This is a genomic window from Streptomyces sp. NP-1717 (assembly GCF_022695985.1).
GTDB lineage: Bacteria > Actinomycetota > Actinomycetes > Streptomycetales > Streptomycetaceae > Streptomyces.
Genome location: NZ_JAAPBF010000145.1, coordinates 1 through 18122 on the forward strand (window position 1 = coordinate 1; position 18122 = coordinate 18122).

At 70.3% G+C, this 18122-nt stretch carries 13 protein-coding genes; 3 read left to right on the forward strand and 10 right to left on the reverse strand.

The window, feature by feature from the left end:
* From GXP76_RS24470 to GXP76_RS24505, 8 genes are all read right to left on the reverse strand, one after another.
* A partial coding sequence (locus tag GXP76_RS24470; RefSeq protein ID WP_242573743.1) for a DUF6296 family protein occupies nt 1-255 on the reverse strand: 255 nt, incomplete at its 3' end.
* Between the two features lie 102 nt (nt 256-357).
* On the reverse strand, nt 358-1143 hold the full coding sequence (locus GXP76_RS24475) for an SAM-dependent methyltransferase (protein WP_242573744.1): 786 nt from the start codon (nt 1141-1143) through the stop codon (nt 358-360).
* Nucleotides 1144-1238: 95 nt separating this feature from the next.
* Nucleotides 1239-2105 carry a helix-turn-helix transcriptional regulator gene (locus GXP76_RS24480; protein ID WP_242573745.1) on the reverse strand — a complete coding sequence of 289 codons (867 nt, stop codon included), beginning with the start codon at nt 2103-2105 and terminating at the stop codon, nt 1239-1241.
* 167 nt (nt 2106-2272) lie between these two features.
* The gene (locus tag GXP76_RS24485) at nt 2273-3895 is read right to left on the reverse strand and encodes an alkaline phosphatase (protein ID WP_242573746.1); all 1623 of its coding nucleotides are present in this window, start codon (nt 3893-3895) and stop codon (nt 2273-2275) included.
* Between the two features lie 54 nt (nt 3896-3949).
* Nucleotides 3950-6349 carry a glycoside hydrolase family 3 N-terminal domain-containing protein gene (locus GXP76_RS24490; RefSeq protein WP_374362381.1) on the reverse strand — a complete coding sequence of 800 codons (2400 nt, stop codon included), beginning with the start codon at nt 6347-6349 and terminating at the stop codon, nt 3950-3952.
* Nucleotides 6350-6357: 8 nt separating this feature from the next.
* The gene (locus GXP76_RS24495) at nt 6358-7179 is read right to left on the reverse strand and encodes a carbohydrate ABC transporter permease (RefSeq protein WP_242573747.1); all 822 of its coding nucleotides are present in this window, start codon (nt 7177-7179) and stop codon (nt 6358-6360) included.
* The gene (locus tag GXP76_RS24500; RefSeq protein ID WP_242573748.1) at nt 7176-8126 is read right to left on the reverse strand and encodes a carbohydrate ABC transporter permease; all 951 of its coding nucleotides are present in this window, start codon (nt 8124-8126) and stop codon (nt 7176-7178) included. Before GXP76_RS24500 ends, GXP76_RS24495 begins: the two co-directional genes overlap by 4 nt.
* A 14-nt stretch (nt 8127-8140) precedes the next feature.
* Nucleotides 8141-9442: an ABC transporter substrate-binding protein gene (locus GXP76_RS24505; protein ID WP_242573749.1), complete on the reverse strand. Its 1302-nt coding sequence runs from the start codon at nt 9440-9442 to the stop codon at nt 8141-8143.
* 141 nt (nt 9443-9583) lie between these two features.
* Between GXP76_RS24505 and GXP76_RS24510 the strand changes: the two genes are divergently transcribed.
* Complete coding sequence (locus GXP76_RS24510) at nt 9584-10678, forward strand: LacI family DNA-binding transcriptional regulator (RefSeq protein ID WP_242573750.1); 1095 nt, start codon at nt 9584-9586, stop codon at nt 10676-10678.
* A gap of 73 nt (nt 10679-10751) precedes the next feature.
* Complete coding sequence (locus GXP76_RS24515; protein WP_242573751.1) at nt 10752-12113, forward strand: NAD(P)/FAD-dependent oxidoreductase; 1362 nt, start codon at nt 10752-10754, stop codon at nt 12111-12113.
* Nucleotides 12114-12180: 67 nt separating this feature from the next.
* On the opposite strand, the gene GXP76_RS24520 is transcribed toward GXP76_RS24515, so the two are convergent.
* Nucleotides 12181-15408 carry an alpha-L-rhamnosidase gene (locus GXP76_RS24520; RefSeq protein WP_242573752.1) on the reverse strand — a complete coding sequence of 1076 codons (3228 nt, stop codon included), beginning with the start codon at nt 15406-15408 and terminating at the stop codon, nt 12181-12183.
* Between the two features lie 131 nt (nt 15409-15539).
* Nucleotides 15540-16529: a TIGR03557 family F420-dependent LLM class oxidoreductase gene (locus GXP76_RS24525; RefSeq protein WP_242573753.1), complete on the reverse strand. Its 990-nt coding sequence runs from the start codon at nt 16527-16529 to the stop codon at nt 15540-15542.
* 281 nt (nt 16530-16810) lie between these two features.
* On the opposite strand from GXP76_RS24525, the gene GXP76_RS24530 reads away from it, so the two are divergent.
* Nucleotides 16811-18109: a PP2C family protein-serine/threonine phosphatase gene (locus tag GXP76_RS24530; protein WP_374362388.1), complete on the forward strand. Its 1299-nt coding sequence runs from the start codon at nt 16811-16813 to the stop codon at nt 18107-18109.
* The last annotated feature ends 13 nt before the right edge of the window (nt 18110-18122 follow it).

An 18122-nucleotide genomic window follows, 5' to 3' on the forward strand; every position in this document is an offset into this window, starting at 1 on the left:
CCGCGCCGTCACCGGCGTGCTGAGTGCCTGCTGGCCACCGCTGGCCAGCATCCGTACCTCGCCCCGGTCGCTGATCTCCGCGCGCACGATGCCCGTGTCGTCCTCGTAGACCGGAAATCCGCCCGCTCCGGCCTTGGCCGTACGCCGTACCGTCACCACGTCCCGTTCGACGTCCTTGCGTGGCACCGGCGGACCCGCCGGGTCCGCCGGTGCGGGCTCCTCGAACACCAGCTCGTAGCGTTCCGGGTAAGCCATGGGGGCCTCCTCCCGCGATAGGCACCACCACCCATCGTCACCCAGCCGGGCGATCCTCGCCTCCGGCGTGGCCGGGCAGGCCGCGAACACGTGGCCGGGGCCTCAGGAGACGCGGGCGACTCCCGCGTAGACGGCGTTCTCCTCGGGCTCGGGCGCGGCCGTGTCCTTGTACCACTCGGGTCCGGTGACGAGACCGGGCTCCACGAGATCGAGACCGTCGAAGAACCGCGCCACCTCGTCCCGGGTACGGAACCGCAGCTCGATGCCGCCCTTGCCGTAGGTCCCGGTGATCTGGGCCTCCAGCTCCCTGTGGAAGTCGAAGGTGCCATGCGAGAGCACCAGATGGCTGCCGGGCGCCAGTGCGTCGAGGAGGGTGCGGGTGATGTCGTACGGACCGTCGCTGTCCGGGATGAAGTGCATCAGCGCGATGAGGGACACGGCCACGGGCCGGTCGAAGTCCAGGTGTCCCCGCGCGTGGTCGAGGATCGCCTTGGGCTCCCGTACATCCGCCTCGATGTAGTCGGTCGCGCCCTCCGGGCTGCTGTACAGGAGCGCTTCGGCGTGCCGAAGGACGATCGGGTCGTTGTCCGTGTAGACGACCCGGGCCCTCGGGTTGATCTCCTGGACTATCTGGTGGAGGTTCGGCGCGGTGGGGATGCCGGTGCCGATGTCGAGGAACTGGTCGACGCCCTGGCCGGCCAGCCACGCCGAGGCGCGGTGCATGAAGGCGCGGTTCTGCCTGGCGCTGCGCTTGCCCAGATCGGGCAGCTGCTCCCCGACGGCCCGGTCGACGGGGTAGTTGTCCTTGCCGCCGAGGAGCCAGTCGTACACCCGTGCCGGGTGGGGCTTGCTCGTGTCGACCTGGGTCTTGGGTGTACCTGCGTTCACGGGGGTGCTCCGTCGGCTTTCTGATCGAAGAAGGGGGGTGGCGGGAACGGGGAGTACGGGCCCGGCGAGGGTTCTTCGGTGCCGGGCCCGGGCGGTCACAGCGTGGCGCGGAAGTCGGACAGCAGCTGCCTCGTACGGCTCGCGGACTCCGCGTGGGCCACCATCCGGTCCATGGCCTCCATGTGTTCGGAGACCTCGCTGTCCTCGTCGAGATAGAGCGCGCCGGTCAGATACTCGATGTAGACCATGTCCCGCACCTCGGGGATGCCGAAGCGGAACAGCACGAACGGGCTGTACGTGCCGGGGTGGTGGCCGGCGGCGAACTCGGCGATCTGCAGTGTCACGTTGGGCAGTCGGCTCGCTTCGAGCAGCCGGTCGACCTGCGCGCGCATCACGTCCGGCGAGCCGACGCGGCGGCGCAGTACGGTCTCGTCCAGCACGGCCCAGAAGACGGGTGCGTCGGTGCCGGTGAGCAGTGCCTGGCGCTCCAGGCGCAGCGCGACCTGGCGGTCGATCCGCGTCGGGTCGGACATCTGCTGTCCGAGGGCGCCCCGGGTCAGGATGTGCCGCGCGTAGTCCTCGGTCTGGAGCAGCCCCGGCACGAAGTGCGGTTCGTAGCACCGGATGGTCGCCGCGGCCTCTTCGAGGCTGACGTAGCCGCTGAACCAGTCGGGGAGCACATCGTGGAACCGCTGCCACCAGCCGGGCTTGTTGGCCTCGTCGGCCAGCCGGAGGAAGACGTCGATCTCGTTGTCGGGGACGTCGTACGCGGGGAGGAGGATCTGCAGGTACGGGACCTTGAGGGCGACCTCCGCCATCTCCATCCGGCGTACGGTGGCGGACGTGACCCGCAGCAGCTGACCTGCCTGGTCGCGGGTGAGCCCCGCCTTCTCACGCAGCGCCAACAGCTGTCTGCTGAGGACGATCTGACCGATCGTCGGAGCCGACCGTGGCTCGCTCATCTCGCACCCCCGAGCACCGCCGCAGCCATGGCGGACAGTCTGCCACAGCAACTCGTCGGTGGGGCAGGTCTGTTGATCGTTCTCGATGTCCGGGCGCCCGGTCGGGCCGCCTTGCTCCGTCTTCTCACGTTCTCAGCTCGATCCTGGCGTGTGCCGATTCCGCCCGGTCATGCGGGCTTCAGTCCCGGATTACCCGCTTCCGTGACGAATGACGCCGCCCGGGTGAGGGCGGAGCCCGGTTTCGTCACGGCGGTGAGGGTGTTGAAGGTGACCGTCGCCCGGTCCGAGGCGAGTGCGAACGTGGTGTAACCCCGGCGCCCGTCGTAGTACTCCAAGTGCGGGTTGGCGGTGGTGAGGTTGGACCAGTTGGCCGGTTTCTCGGCGCCGTCCATGCCGCTGCTGACCGAGGTCGTGGCGATCTCGGTGCCCACGACGCGGGACTTCGGGTCGTCGAAGTCCTCCTTGAGGTCGAAGCCGTAGCCGACGTGCACGTCGCCGGTCAGCACCATCAGATTGTCGAGACCCGCCGCCTTCGCGCCGTTGAGGACGCGTGTGCGGGAGGCCGTGTAGCCGTCCCACGCGTCCATCGACAGCTTGAAGTCCGCTCGGGGCACGTCACGGCGCTGGGCGAACGTCACCTGCTGGGCCAGCAGGTTCCAGGTGGCGTCCGAGCTCTGCCAGCCGTCGAGAAGCCAGCGCTCCTGCGTCTCGCCGGTCATGGTGCGCCCCGGATCCTTCGACTCCGGACCGGGGACCTGCCAGTTGGCGCCCTGCACCTGGTTGGAGCGGTACTGGCGGGTGTCGAGGATGTCGAACTGCGCGAGGCGCCCGAAGTGCAGGCGCCGGTAGAGCCGCATGTCGGGTCCGTCGGGCTGCTGGGGGGTGCGCAGCGGCTGGTTCTCCCAGTAGGCGCGGTAGGCGGCGGCCCTGCGGAGCAGGAACTCCTCCGGCGGCACGTCGTTCTCCGGTGTCTCGTCGGCGTAGTTGTTCTCGGTCTCGTGGTCGTCCCACGTCACGACGAACGGGTGCGCGGCGTGCGCGGCCATCAGGTCCGGGTCGGACTTGTAGAGGCCGTAGCGCAGCCGGTAGTCCTCCAGCGTGACCGTCTCGGAGTTGTAGTGCGCGGGGAGTCTGCGGTCGGTGTAGTTGCGGGCGCCGCCGACGGCGGTCACGGCGTACTCGTACAGGTAGTCGCCGAGGTGGATGACGACGTCGAGGTCCTCGGCCGCCAGGTGCTTGTACGCGGTGAAATAGCCGTGGTAATAGGCCTGGCAGGAGAGCGTGGCGAACTTCAGCCCGGTGATCAGGGCCCCGGCGGCGGGCGCGGTGCGGGTGCGGCCGACCGGGCTGATCCAGGTGCCGGCGCGGAAGCGGTAGTAGTAGACGCGGTCGGCGGACAGCCCCGGGACCTCGACGCGCACGCTGTGGTGGAACTCGGGGTGGGCGGTCGCGGTGCCGCTCTTGACGGGCACGGCGAAGAACTCGTCGTGGGCGACCTCCCACTCCACCTCGACCCGCTCGGCCGGCAGGCCGCTGTCCGCCGTGTACGGCTCGGGCGCCAGCCGGGTCCAGAGCAGGGCCGTGTCGGGCTGCGGGTCGCCCGAGGCGACACCCAGGGTGAAGGGGTTCTTGGTGAGATGTCCGGGGTTGAGCCGGCGGGCGGTCGCCGCGCCGGCGGCCGGCGTGTTCGCCGCGAAGGCGAGCACGGCCGCGGCCCCGGCGCGGGTGACGAACTGACGGCGGTCGATACGGCGCGCGGCAGCGCGGAATTCCGGCAGGTGATTTCCCATATGGTCAGTCATATGCCCTGTTGTTCAGGTTTGCTGACGGCGCATCAGAGTGATCTATGGCGTCTCCCGGCATATCCGGGCGTGCAGCGCGCGCGTATGGTCCACCTCCCGTACGGGACCGGTCAGGACGGCCCGGGCGGTGAGCCGGGTGTCGGTGCTGGACGCGGCGAGCCGCAGCTCCAGCTCGCCCGGCTCCACCAGGCGCCGCCCGCCGCGCCCGGTGAAGGAGGCGAGATCGGCGGGGACGGTGGCACTGATCCGCGCGGCCTCGCCCGGCTCCAGTGGAACGCGCAGATAACCGATCAGGCGCTGGACCGGCTGCACGACCGAGGCGACCGGATCGTGCAGATACAACTGCACGACCTCCGTGCCCGCCCGGCCGCCGGTGTTGCGCACGGTGCAGGACAGCCGCAGCTCGCCGTCGGTCGGCGCGGTGCTGTCGGCCGTCAGACCGGACCAGACGAACGTGGTGTACGTCAGCCCGTGCCCGAACCCGAATGCGGGGGTCGGGTCGATGTTCGAGGAGTCGCCCGCCTGGGCCAGCCGCGCCGCCAGATAGGTGGACGGCTGTCCGCCGGGACGCCGGGGCACGCTCACCGGCAGCCGGCCCGAAGGGTCGACCCGGCCGCTCAGTACACCCGAGAGCGCCCGCACTCCCTCCTGGCCGGGGAAGAACGTCTGCACGATCGCCGCCGACGCCTCGACGGCCTCGCTCCCCAGCGCGTACGGCCGCCCGGCGAGCAGCGTGACCACCACCGGCGTACCGGTGTTCAGCAGTGTGTCGAGCAACTGCTGCTGCACCCCGGGCAGGGCCAGGGACTCCGCGTCGCAGCCCTCCCCGCTCGTCCCCCGGCCGAAGAGCCCCGCCCGGTCGCCGAGGGCCGCGACGATCACGTCCGCGCCGCGCACCGCACGCAGCGCGGCGGCGAATCCGTCGGTGACCGTCGAGTCGACCCCGCAGCCGGCCGCGGTGACGATCTCGCAGCCGGGGAACTCCGACATCAAACCCTCCAGCAGCGTGGGCAGTTGCACTCCGGCCGAGGTGCCGGGGTGCTGGGACCCGACGTGCACGGGGAAGGAGTAGCAGCCGAGGACCGCCGTGGGGGAGTCGGCCTGGGGCCCGACGACCGCGATCCGGGCGGGCCGCTCCAGCGGCAGGACACCGTCGTTCCGCAGCAGGATCACCGACCGCTCCGCGAGGCGGCGTGAGATGTCCCGGTGCGCGGCGGTGTCCAGGTCCACGCTGTCCCGCAGCCGGTGCGGTGCGCCGAGATCGGCGCCCGACAGCGCGGGCGGCACCGGGCTCCAGCCGGGGTCGAGCAGACCGAGTTGGGCCTTCTGCGTCAGTACCCGGCGCAGGGCCCGGTCGACCAGCGCCTCCGGTACGTCCCCGGCGGCGATCGCGTCCCGCAGTGGCTGCCCGAACGTCTTCACGGTGGGCAGTTCGACATCGACACCCGCGGTCAGGGCCGCGGCCGCCGCCCCGTCCCAGTCGGCGGCCACGCCGTGCAGGGTCCTGAGGAACGCGATACCGAAGTAGTCGGCCACGACGGTGCCCTCGAAGCCCCAGACGTCCCGGAGCAGACCGGTCAGCGACTCCTCGTCGGCGGCGCCGGGCATGCCGTCGGTGTCGGTGTACGCACTCATCACCGACCGGGCGCCGCTCTCCCTGACCGCCATCTCGAAGGGCGGGAGTATCACGTCGGCGCGCTCCCTGGGCCCCATGCTCACCGGGGCCAGATTGCGGCCGGCGCGGGAGGCCGAGTAACCCGCGAAGTGCTTCAGGGTGGCGACCAGACCGGTGGACTCCAGCCCCTGGACGTACGCGGTGGCGATGGTCCCGACCAGGTACGGGTCCTCGCCGATGGTCTCCTCGACCCGGCCCCAGCGCGCGTCACGGACCACGTCGAGCACCGGGGCCAGCCCCTGGTGGACGCCCACGGACCGCATGTCGCGCCCGATCGCGGCCGCCATCGTCCGGACGAGACCGGGGTCGAAGGCGGCGCCCCAGGACAGCGGGACCGGATAGGTGGTGGCTCCCCAGGCGGCGAAGCCCGCCAGACACTCGTCGTGCGCGAGCGCGGGGATGCCGAAACGGTTGCCCGCGACGATCCTCTCCTGAGTGCGCATCAGGGACAGCGCGCCCAGGGCGGGATCGACGGGGACGGTGCCGAACGGCCGGGTCAGCTGGCCGAGTCCGTACGGGATCAGCTCCTCCAGGGAGGGCGGCTCGTCCATGTCGTGCTGGTGCGGGGCGACTTCGGCCCCGTCCGAGGAGGCACCCGCCCACAGGCCGTACAGCTGGCCCAGTTTCTCCTGGAGGGTCATGGCGGCGATCAGCTCCTCGACCCGGGCGGCGCGGGCCGCCCGCGTACGGTCGTCGGGTCCGTCGTCGGAGCGGTCGTCCGCACGGTCGGTGGCGGCGTGCGTTTCCGAAAGGGCGTCGGTGGTCATGTTGTCGGTCACTTTCCTCCGACGCCCATCAGCCCCTGGACCAGGGCGCGGCGGGCGAACAGGTAGACGAGCAGGACGGGCACGGTGGACAGCACCACGGCGGCCAGCAGGCCCGGGATGTCGACGCCGTACTGGGTCTGGAAGTTGTAGAGGCCGAGAGTGATCACCTTGGTCTCCTCGGACTGGGTGAGCACGAGCGGGAACAGGAACCCGTTCCACGCCTGGAGCGCGGCGAACACCACGACGGTGGACAGCCCGCTCTTCGACAGCGGAACGACCAACCGGAAGAACACCCGGCGCGCGTCGGCCCCGTCGATGGCCATCGCCTCGAAGAGGTCGTCGGTGATGTCGCGCATGGTGCCGGTCAGGATGAGGACGCAGACCGGCATGCAGAACGCGGCCGTCGGCAGGATGACACCGATGAGGTTGTCGTAGAGACCGGCCTTGCTGATGACGTAGAACATCGGCACGATCACCGCCTGGGCGGGGATCGCCAGGCCCAGCAGGAACAGCCGGAAGACACCCGACGTGGTCCGGCCGCGGTTGCGGACGATCGCGAACGCGAGTGGCGGTACGAGGAGGACGACGATCGCCACCACACTGGCCGTCACGATCAGGGTGTTGACGAAGTACCGGCCGAAGCCGTTGGAGAAACTGTCGGCGTAGTTGGACAGGGTGAAGTGGTCCGGGAAGCCCAGCGGGCCGCTCGCGCCGTAGTCCGCGCGCGACTGCACACCGGCGCCGAGCATGACGTACAGCGGCAGAGCGACGACGAACAGCCAGAGCGTGACGCCCACGCCCGCCAGGTAGTTGGGGCGATGCCTGGTCACATGCCCTCCTTGGTGCCGGCCATCTTGTCGTAGCCGGAGACCCGCACCACGATCAGCGAGACGGCCGTGGCCACCACGACCAGCAGGAGCGCGATGGCCGCGCCCGCGCCGAACTCGAAGCCCTTGAACGCCTTCTGGTACATGTAGTAGGCGCTGATGGTGGTGTCCGTGCCCGGTCCGCCCTGGGTGAGGATCAGCACCGTGTCGAAGGTGGTGAGACCGCCGACCACCATGAGGATCACCGACGTGATGACGGAGTTGCGCAGCTGCGGCAGGGTGATGTGGAAGAACTGGCGCACCCGCCCCGCGCCGTCGATCTCCGCCGCCTGGTACAGAACGGCCGGGATCGCACGCGCCGCGCCCTGGTAGATCAGCGCGTGGAGCGGGGTGAACTGCCAGGTGCTCACCAGGACGAGTACGGCGATGGCTCCCGTACGGCCGCCCAGGAGGTTGCCGTCCCCGAACAGCCAGGTGGCCTGCGAGGGGATACCGAAGTTCGGCTCCAGCAGGGCCCGCCAGAGAACCGATACGGCGGTGGCCGACAGCAGCAGCGGGACGAAGAAGACCGCCGACAGCACGGCCCGGTTGCGCTGCGGGCCCGCCGCCCAGACGCCGAGCAGGATGCTCAGGGGCGTCTGGACCACCACCCCCAGCGCGGTGAGCAGCACGCTCAGCCACAGACTCTTGATCATCACCGGGTCGTGGAACAGCGTGACCCAGTTGTCGAACCCGGCGAACTCCGGCGAGCCCAGGCCCGACCAGGTGGTGAAGGACAGCACGGCCACCAGTACCAGGGGCACGACGGCGAACAGCGCGAAGAACACGACGGCGGGCAGCGCCCAGCCGATACCGGGCCGGCCGGTCCTGAGGCCGGCCCCGGCGCCGGCCGGACCGGGTGATCGGACCGGCCGGCGCCCGTCCTTGACGGGGGAGGCGAGGGAAACCATGGAGGACGTCACCCTCAGACGGTGGTGAGGGCCTGCATGGCCTTGATGAAGCCGTCCGCGTCGAGCTGTCCGTTGAAGAACTGCTGGACCGCCACATAGATGGGCGTCATGTTCTTCGGCGGATACGCCTGGTCCCACGACAGCTGGAACGCGGGTGCCTTGTCCACCAGGTCGTACTGGTACTTCAGGTACTCCGGGTTGTCGGCGGCGTCCAGGAACTCGTCCGTGTTCGTGGTGGTCGGCAGATTGCCGATGGCGAGCTGTTCCTCCACGAACTCGTCCGAGTACATGAGCTTCAGGAACTCGGCTATCGCGTCGGCGTGCTCGGTCGACTTGCGGACCGAGTAGAAGTTGTTGGTGTTGCCGACGAGGTTGGCGGCGTCGCCCTTGCCGCCCTCGACGGCCGGGAAGCCGCTGTATCCGAGATCGTTCTTCGCGAAGTCGGGGTCCGCCTCCCGCTGGGTGGAGTAGGCCCAGGAGCCCATCAGTTCGAAGCCGGCCTTGCCGCTCGCCAGCAGGGCGGGGGAGCTGCCGTCGGTGAACTTGACCGAGTCGTAGTTGCTGCCGAAGGCGCCCGCGTCGATCAGTTCCTTCAGCATGTCCAGCGCCTCGCGGCTCTCCGCGCTGTCCCACACGTCCTTCTCGCCGGCCAGCGCCTTCTTGAACAGCTCGGGGCCCGCGACGCGGTCGTACAGATACTCGAACCACATCATCGTGGTCCACTTGTCGCCGCCGCCGAGGGCGATGGGCGTGACGCCCTTCCCCTTCAGGGTCTTCACCGCGGCCAGCAGGTCGTCCCAGGTGCGGGGGGCCTCGACACCGGCGTCCGCGAGCACCTTCTTGTTGTGGAACAGCAACACCGGCTGGGTGCCGCGCATGGGTATCCCGTACGACTTCCCGTCCACCTGCGCGGTCTCGAAGACCGACGGCAGGAAGTTCGACCTCAGCCCCGGCTCCTTCTTCATCATGTCGTCCAGCGGCAGCAGCAGGTCCGCCTCGACGAACGGCTGGATGCTGCCGCCGCCCCAGTTGAAGAACACGTCGGGCGCCTGCGGGGTGTTGATGACCGTCTGGAGCTTCTGCTGGTAGTCGGCGCCGGGGACGGTGTCCAGCACCGCCTTGACCTCGGACGTCTTGTTGAACGTCGCCACGATCTTCTTCTCCACCCGGTTCGCGGCGTCGCCGTAGACGAGTACGTGGAACTCGTCGGAGCCGCCGGAGGAGGAGCCGCCACCGCCACAGGCCGCCAGGCCCAGACTCAGAACCAGCGCCGCGCCGCCTGCGACGGCCCGGTGGAACCGTGCGCGTGTCTTCATCGGTCGACCTCTCGAAAGTATCGGGAATCTGCCCGAAAGTCTCTGTGGGGAGCGACCGTAGGGTCCGCTCAAGTACCGGTCAACATCGCTGGCATCACTCGGCGAAACCGTTACACAAGGCCGTGCTTTATCCTTCAGTCCATGCGAGATGACAGGAGTACGGGGCGAGTCACCCTCGCTCAGGTGGCTTCCCAGGCGGGTGTTTCCCTTTCGACAGTTTCGAAGGTGCTCAACGGGCGCCCCGATGTCTCCGCTCCGACACGCGTCAAGGTCGAGGAACTGCTGGAGACACACGGCTACCGGCGCTCCGCGCCCTCCGCCCCCGAGGCGCCCCTCATCGAGATCGTCTTCCACGAACTGGACAGCGCCTGGTCGATGGAGCTGATCCGGGGCATGCAGAACGTCGCCAAGAGCGCCGGTGTGAGCGTCGTACTCACCGAGACCGGCACCCGGCACTCACCGGGAGCCGAGTGGGTGGACGGGGTACTGCGCCGCCGCCCGCTCGGCGTGGTCCTGGTCTTCTCCACCCTCCCCGACGAACTCAAACAGAAGCTCTGGTCACGGGCCATCCCGTTCGTGATCATCGACCCGGCCGGAGACCCGGAACCCGACGTCCCCTCCGTCGGGTCGGCCAACTGGGCCGGCGGACTGGCGGCCACCCGCCATCTGCTCGACCTCGGCCACCGCGCCATCGCGGTCGTCACCGGCCCCGAGGACATGCTCTGCTCCCTGGCGCGCCTCGACGGTTTCCGCTCGGCCATGGCGATGGCCGGTGCGGAGGTCGATCCCCGATTGGTGAGATTCGGCGACTTCCACGTCCAGGCCGGTTACGACCACGCGATGGAACTGCTCCGGCTCCCCGAGCGGCCGACCGCGATCTTCGCCGGGAGCGACCTCCAGGCGCTCGGCGTGCTGGAGGCCGCGCGGGTGCTGGGAGTCCAGGTGCCGGAAGACCTCTCCGTGGTCGGGTACGACGACATCCCGCTCGCCCAGTGGTCCAGCCCCGCGCTCACCACCGTCCACCAGCCGCTGGTGGAGATGGCCGAGGAGGCCGCGCGGATGCTGCTGCGGCTGCGGAGGGGGAACCAGGACGGCGGCCCCCGTACCGACCGCTCCGACGCGCGTTCCGAAGCGCGGCCCGACGCCCGCCCCGACCAGGCCGACACCCGGATCGAGTTCGGCACCCGGCTGGTCGTCAGGAACAGCACCGCGGTGGTGAAGTCCGCGACGGAGTGAATCGGCCCGTGAGAGACACCGGTCCCGGGGAAGGTGAAGGGGCGACCCAGCAGGACCGGAAGGGACGGACACCGTGGCACGATCGAGGATTCTCGTAGTGGGCGCAGGCTTCGGCGGCGTGGAGTGTGTGCAGCGCCTGGAACGGAAGCTGGGGCCGGGAGAGGCGGAGATCTCGCTGGTCACGCCCTTCTCGTACCAGCTCTATCTGCCGCTGCTGCCACAGGTGGCCGCGGGCGTGCTGACCCCGCAGTCGGTCGCGGTCTCGCTGCGCCGCAGCAGGAAGCACCGCACGCGGATCATTCCCGGCGGGGCCATCGGAGTGGATCCGCAGGCCAAGATCTGCGTCATCCGCAAGATCACCGGTGAGATCACCTATCAGCCGTACGACTACATCGTGCTGTCCCCCGGCAGTATCACCCGCACCTTCGACATCCCCGGACTCGTCGACAACGCGCGCGGGATGAAGACGCTCGCCGAGGCAGCCTACGTACGCGACCACGTCATCGCGCAGCTCGACCTCGCGGACGCGAGCACGGACGAGAAGGAGCGCGAGGCGCGCCTCCAGTTCGTGGTGGTCGGCGGGGGTTACGCGGGCACGGAGACGGCCGCCTGTCTGCAACGCGTCACCAGCCACGCCGTACGGCGCTACCCGAGGCTGGACCCGAAGCAGATCAAGTGGCACCTCGTCGACATCGCCCCCAAGCTCATGCCGGAACTCGGCGACAAGCTCGGAGCCACCGCCCTGGGCATCCTCAGGAAGCGCGGGATCGAGGTCTCCCTCGGGGTGTCGGTCGCCAAGGCCGGCCCCGACGAGGTGACCTTCACCGACGGCCGGGTGCTGCCCTGCCGCACGCTCATCTGGACGGCGGGTGTCGTCGCGAGCCCCCTGATCGGCACTCTCGGCGCCGAGACGGTGCACGGCAGGCTCAGGGTCTCGCCCGAGCTGCGGGTGTCCGGGCTCGACGGTGTCTTCGCCCTCGGCGACGCCGGGGCGGTGCCGGACCTGGCGAAGGGCGGCGACGCCATCTGCCCGCCGACCGCTCAGCACGCGCTGCGGCAGGGCCGTACGGCGGCCGACAACGTCATCGCGACCGTACGCGACCAGCCTCTGCGGCGTTACGAACACAAGGACTTGGGGCTTGTGGTCGACCTCGGCGGCCGGGACGCGGTCTCCAAGCCGATGGGTGTCGAACTGCGCGGACTCCCGGCCCAGGCCGTCGCCCGCGGCTACCACTGGTCGGCGCTGCGGACGAACGTCGCGAAGGCGCGGGTGCTCACCAACTGGATGCTCAACGCCGTGGCCGGGGACGATTTCGTAAGGACCGGATTCCAGGCACAGAAGCCGGCCTCGCTGCACGACTTCGAGTACACCGACGTCTATCTGACGCCGGAACAGGTGCGGGAACACACGGCGTCGCTGACCGTACGCGGTTGACCGGCGGCCGACGGGCTCCACCGGGTACGCCCGTACCCGGTGGAGCCCGTCGTGATCAGTCCCGTGATCAGGTGGTGAACCGGTGCTTCCCCGACCCCACCGCGTACACCGCGCAACCGTCCTCCATCCGCAGGAACGTCGCCCGCGTATGCCTGACGTCGCGCTCCTTCGCGGCCGGTACCCACACCTCGGCCGTGGTGTTGGGCGGTATCGAGCACTCCAGCTCGAAGCCGCCGCGTGCCGTCGTCTCCCAGCGGGTCGTGATCGGCCCGTAGACCGAGGCGTACCGCCCGCCGGCCCGCCTGACCTCACCGCCGGGCCTCGGCCGCACGACGATCTCCTTGAACCCGGCCCGGCCCGGCGCGATGCCGCAGATGTTCGCGTACATCCATTCGCCGACCGACCCGTAGGCGTAGTGGTTGAAGGAGTTCATTCCGGCGTCCTGGAAACCGCCGTCCGGCCTGATCGAGTCCCAGCGCTCCCACATCGTGGTCGCGCCGTTCCCGATCTGGTAGCCCCAGCCGGGGAACGTGCGCCGGTGCAGCAGCCGGTAGGCGACATCGTTGTGGCCGGTGGCGGTGAGTACCGGGAGCAGCCGGGGCGTGCCGAGGAAACCGGTCGACAGATGCCAGTCCTTCGCCTCGATCAGCTCCACCAGCCGGTCGGCGGCGGGCTCGCGGGCCGCCTCGGGCAGCAGATCCATGGACAGGGCGAGTACGTACGCCGTCTGCGTGTCGCCCTTCACCCGGCCGTCGGCGCTCACGTACGCCGCCCGGAAAGCGTCGCGGACCTGGCCGAACAGCGTGTCGTACGGGGCGGGGTCCCTGCCCAGGACCCGCGCCGTCCGCGCCGTGAGATCGGCGCTGTGCGCGAAGTAGGCGGTCGCGATGACGTCCTTCGGCGTCTCGTCCTCGATGTTGAGCCAGTCACCGAAACCGTCCGCCGGGCGCAGCAGGTCTTCGCTGTGCGAGCGCAGGTAGTCGAGCCACCTGACCATCGAGTCCCACGACGTGTCGAGTATCCGCTCGTCGCCGTACGCCTGGTACAGCGCCCACGGCACGGTGACCCCGGCGTCGCCCCAGCCGGCCGAGCCGTCACCGACCCCCGCGATGTCCGGAGCGACGTGGGTGAACGAGCCGCCGCCGGTCTGCGCGTCCCGCAGGTCCTGGAGCCACTTGGTGAGGAAGCGCGCCGACTCCATGACATACGCGGCGGTGGGCGCGAAGACGTTGATGTCGCCGGTCCAGCCCAGCCGTTCGTCGCGGGCGGGCGTATCGGTGGGTATGGACAGGAAGTTGCCGCGCTGGCCCCAACTGATATTGCTGTGAAGCTGGTTGAGCATGGGGACGTCGGACTCGAACTCGAAGGTGAACGGCGCGGAGGTGTGCATCACCCGACCGGTGACCGCGCTCGCGCGCGGCGTTCCGGGGAAGCCGGTGACCTCGACGTAGCGGAAGCCGTGGAAGGTGAAGCGCGGCTGATACGTCTCCTCACCGCCGCCCTTGAGGGTGTAGGTGTCGGTGGCCCGCGCCGTACGGAGGTTGGCGGTGTAGAGCGAACCGTCCGGGTTCAGCACCTCGGCGTGCCGCAGCCGTACGGTGGTGCCCGCCTCGCCCGACACACGCAGCCGTACCGAACCGACCATGTTCTGACCGAGGTCGAAGACGAACACACCGGGAGCGACGCGCGTGACCGTCTTGGCGGGCAGCTCCTTCGCCACCCGCACCGGGCCGTCCAGCTCCGCGACGATCTCCGTGTCCACGCCGTCGACCCGTTCGGCCGCGAGCCAGTCCGTGTCGTCGAACCCCGGTGACGTCCAGCCCTTCGTCTCCAGCCGCGCGTCGTACTCCTCGCCCGCCTGCATGTCGGCCGACACGATCGGCCCGGCGGCGGCCCGCCAGCCGTCCCCCGACACGACCCGCTCGCTCGTCCCGTCCTTGTACGTGACCTCCAACTGGGCCAGCAGCGCGGGCCGGTCACCGTAGTGGTGGGGTCCGAACATGCCGAGGTTGCCGCCGTACCAGCCGAGCGCGAGATGCGCGCCCAGCGCGTTGGCACCACGCCGCAGCAGCCCGGTGACGTCGTACGTCTGGTACTGCACCCGCTTGCGGTAGTCGGTCCAGCCGGGTGCGAAGTGGTCCTTGCCGACCCGCTGTCCGTTGATGTGCGCCTCGTAGTGGCCGAGCGCCGTTGTGTACAGGCGGGCGCGCGCGACGGGCTTGTCGGCCAGCCGGAAGCCGTGCCGCAACTGGGTGGCGGGGAAGAACGCGGGCGCCACCGAGCCCCACGGCCCCGAGCCCCACGCGGGGCCCTCCTTCGCGGCGGGCCAGGCGCTGTCGTCGTAACCGGCCTGCCGCCAGGCGCCGTCGGCGCCGGACGGCTCCGTGTCCGTCGCCTTCCAGACGTCGTCGGTGGGGACGGTGATGGTGCCGTCCGCCGAGGTCAGTTCCAGTACGGCGATGAGACCGGCCGGGCTCTCGGTGGCGTTGACCGCGGACGCGGCCAGGACACCCGCGCCGGCGCGGAGTCGATCGGTGACGTCCACGACGGCGGGGCGGCGCCAGTTCTCGGCCGGCCCGTCGGGCTCGGTGCGCGCCACCTCGGTGCCGTTCACGTACACCGTGTACGCGTCGTCGGCGCTGATGACGAGCCGGGCGCCGGTGACACCGGCCGGGACGTCGAGGGCGCGGCGGAACCAGCGTGTACCGGCGGGCAGGTTGTCGGCCGGTTCCCCCTCGGGGAACCAGATCCAGGACGCGCCCCGCAGGCTCGGGGCGCCGCTCAGCGCCGCCGGCGCCGCGATCCACTCGGCGGACCAGGCCTCCGTGCTCATCAGCCCCGTCTCCCACGAGGCGCTCTCGCTCCAGCCCGAGACCTCACCGGCGGCGTTCCAGACGCGGACCGACCAGTGGTAGCGCGTCATGGGATTGAGCGCGGGGCCCGCGTACGGCACGAGCACCGACCGGTCCGAGACGACCTTGCCGCTGTCCCACACGTCGGGCTCGGCCAGTCGGCCGGGACCGGAGGCGACCCGGATCTGGTAGGCGCTCTGCGTCTGGTCCGGCGTGTCGGACACCAGGGGCCAGCTCAGCCGGGGCTTCGGGGTGTCGAGGCCGAGCGGATCGCGTACGTACTCGACGGTGGGCGAGCTGACACGCAGCGCGCCGCCCCGGCCCGGACCGGCGGCGGCCGGGGCCTGTCCCGCGGCCTGCGCGGACGGGGCGTTGGCCGTCGCCAGGGTGGTGCCAAGAGCGGCTGCGGTGGTGGTGGTGAGCATGCGGCGTCTACTGATCACGTCAACCCCAGAACAATTCGACAGTGAATCGATTCATTGCGGGAAAGTAGGGGAGCTCCCTTTACCCGTCAAGGTGTCGCGCTCGAATTGCTCTGCCGTGGAGGAGAATTGGACGGCCTGGCTGAACCCTTTCAGTACGATCGGGCCGGTGAATCCTTCGGCGTGAGCCGCCGCACCGGGGCGTCGAGTTCGCTCTGGTAGAAGTCGAGGAAGCCGTCCGGGTCCGGCCCCGCGTTCATCAGGACGAGCTGGTCGAAGCCCGCGTCGGCGTAGCGCCGGACGGCCTCGACGAACCGCGCCGGGTCGGGCCCGCACGCGAAATGCGCCAGGATGTCCTCCTCCCGGACGGTGGCGGTGGCCGCTTCGAAGTTCACCGGATTGGGCAGTTCGCTCATCACCTTCCAGCCGGTCAGCGCCCAGCGGGAGGTCTCCAGCGCGGCCCGCGCCGCCGTGCGCTCGTCCGCCGCCCAGGCCACCGGCACCTCCCCGTAACGCGGCCCGGCGCCGCCCGCCTCGCGGTAGTGCCGGACGATCTCCGGCTTCGCCTCGGTGGCGAACAGGCCGTCCCCCAGCTCCGCGGCCATCCGCGCGGAGAGCGGCCCGCTCGCGGCCACCGCGATCGGCGGCGGTTCGGCCGGCAGGTCGAAGATCCGCGCGTCATCGACGCGCAGGTGCCTGCCCTCGTAACTGCGGTAGCCGCCGCTCCACAGCAGCCGGATGATGTCCAGGGCCTCGCGCAGCAGTTCGTGGCGGGTACGGACGTCCGCGGGGAAGCCGGGGCCGACGACGTGCTCGTTGAGGCGTTCGCCGGAGCCGACGCCGAGCACGAAACGGCCTTCGGAGAGCAGGGCGAGCGTCGCCGCCGCCTGGGCGATGACCGCGGGGTGGTAGCGCACGGTCGGACAGGTCACTCCGGTCGCCAGCCCGATGCGTTCGGTCCTTGCCGCGATCGAGCCCAGCACGGTCCACGTGAAGGGCGAATGCCCCTGGCTGTCGAGCCACGGGTGGAAGTGGTCACTGATCTCGACGAAGTCGAAACCCGCGCGTTCGGCCAGGACCGCCTGCCGTACCAGCTCCGCCGGACCGAACGCCTCGGAGGCCAGTTTGTAACCGATCCGCATAAGTGGTCCTCGTCTCTGCCAGGATTCTCTTCCGGGTAACCCGAAGGCCGGACGCCGACCGGGCCCGCGCACAGGTACCCGATGTCCCCGGGCCTCTAACGGGACCATCGGCCACCAGGTCGACACGGCGTCGGCCGGTGCGGGCGCCCCGTCGTCCGGGACCGGCCGAGGGGTGATCCCGGAAAATGTTGTCATGGGGTAACTGATCGCTTTAGTCTCAACGCGGACGCACCCGGAGGTCCCACGGGCGCGGCGCCTGTGGCGAGAGGAGAACAACTGCCATGGGCACCGGCCCGAACACAGCGGTCAGATCCACCTCAGGCAGACCCGGAACCTCCTCGTCGTCCGGTGCCCGGGGCCATGTTCCCGTGAGCCGGGACACGACGCGGGGGGACGCGGCGGAGGCCCTGTGGAACGGCCGCCCGCCCACGGTGCTGCTGATCGAGGACGACCCCGGCGACGCGCTCCTCGTCGAGGAACTCGTCGCCGACAGCGAGGTCCCGCTGCGGCTGAGCCTGGCCAGGACGCTCGCGGAGGCGGTCACCGCGCTGGAGGCGGAGGTGCCGCAGTGCATCCTGCTCGACCTCCACCTGCCGGACGCCCAGGGCCTGGAGGCCCTGGAGCGGGTTCTCGTCCACTCCGGCGGTGCGGCCGTGGTCGTGCTGACCGGTCTCGCCGAGGAGCAGGCCGGTCTCGCGGCCGTCGCCGCCGGGGCCCAGGACTATCTGATCAAGGGCCGGGTGGAGCCCGACCTGTTCGTCCGCGCGATCCGTTACGCGATGCAGCGCAAGCACGCCGAACAGGCGGCGTCCGCCCTCCAGACGAGCCGTCTGCGCGCCCAGGAGAACGCCCGCCTGGAGCGCGGTCTGCTGCCCACCCCGCTGCTCCTCGACACGTCGGTCGCCATATGCGCCCGCTACCAGCCCGGCCGCTCCCAGGCCCTGCTCGGTGGCGACTTCTACGATGTCGTCCAGACGCCCGACGGCATGACCCACGCGGTCGTGGGCGACGTGTCCGGGCACGGGCCCGACGAGGCCGCGCTCGGGGTGTGCCTGCGCGTGGCGTGGCGGTCCTTCGTCCTGGCGGGCGCGCGCGGTCAGCAACTGCTCACCCTCCTCGAACAGATCCTGGTCGCCGAGCGGTCCGGCCCGGAGATCTTCGCGACCCTCACGTGTCTGACCCGGTCGCAGGCCGAGGAGCACATGAACCTCCAGCGCGCCGGCCACCCCGGGGTACTGATCCGGTCGCCCGAGACCGGTGTGAGGCTGGAGGAGGTGCCCGGCGGTCCCGTGCTCGGCCTGCTGCCCGGCCAGGCGTCCTGGCCGGTGACCCCCGTCCCCGTCCACCGGCAGGGCGCGGTGATGATGTTCACCGACGGGCTCATCGAGGGCCGTACCGGAACCGGTCACGAACGGCTGGGCGAGCACGGACTGCTGGAACTCGCCCGGCGCCACGCACACGAACCGGCCGAAACGTTCGTCGACACGCTGATCCACTCCGCGCAGACCCTCGCGGCGAGCGGCGGTGGCCTGGCCGACGACGTAGCCGTGCTTCACCTCGAATGGAACGGTGCCACCTGATGTCCCAGTCCAC

What these genes read in the sequence shown, in the direction of transcription:
- GXP76_RS24500 (WP_242573748.1), bottom strand. Translation starts at nt 8,126, where the DNA reads ATGGTTTCCCTCGCCTCCCCCGTCAAGGACGGGCGCCGGCCGGTCCGA.
- GXP76_RS24490 (WP_374362381.1), bottom strand. Translation starts at nt 6,349, where the DNA reads ATGACCACCGACGCCCTTTCGGAAACGCACGCCGCCACCGACCGTGCG.
- GXP76_RS24525 (WP_242573753.1), bottom strand. Translation starts at nt 16,529, where the DNA reads ATGCGGATCGGTTACAAACTGGCCTCCGAGGCGTTCGGTCCGGCGGAG.
- GXP76_RS24510 (WP_242573750.1), top strand. Translation starts at nt 9,584, where the DNA reads ATGCGAGATGACAGGAGTACGGGGCGAGTCACCCTCGCTCAGGTGGCT.
- GXP76_RS24530 (WP_374362388.1), top strand. Translation starts at nt 16,811, where the DNA reads ATGGGCACCGGCCCGAACACAGCGGTCAGATCCACCTCAGGCAGACCC.
- GXP76_RS24485 (WP_242573746.1), bottom strand. Translation starts at nt 3,895, where the DNA reads ATGGGAAATCACCTGCCGGAATTCCGCGCTGCCGCGCGCCGTATCGAC.
- GXP76_RS24480 (WP_242573745.1), bottom strand. Translation starts at nt 2,105, where the DNA reads ATGAGCGAGCCACGGTCGGCTCCGACGATCGGTCAGATCGTCCTCAGC.
- GXP76_RS24505 (WP_242573749.1), bottom strand. Translation starts at nt 9,442, where the DNA reads ATGAAGACACGCGCACGGTTCCACCGGGCCGTCGCAGGCGGCGCGGCG.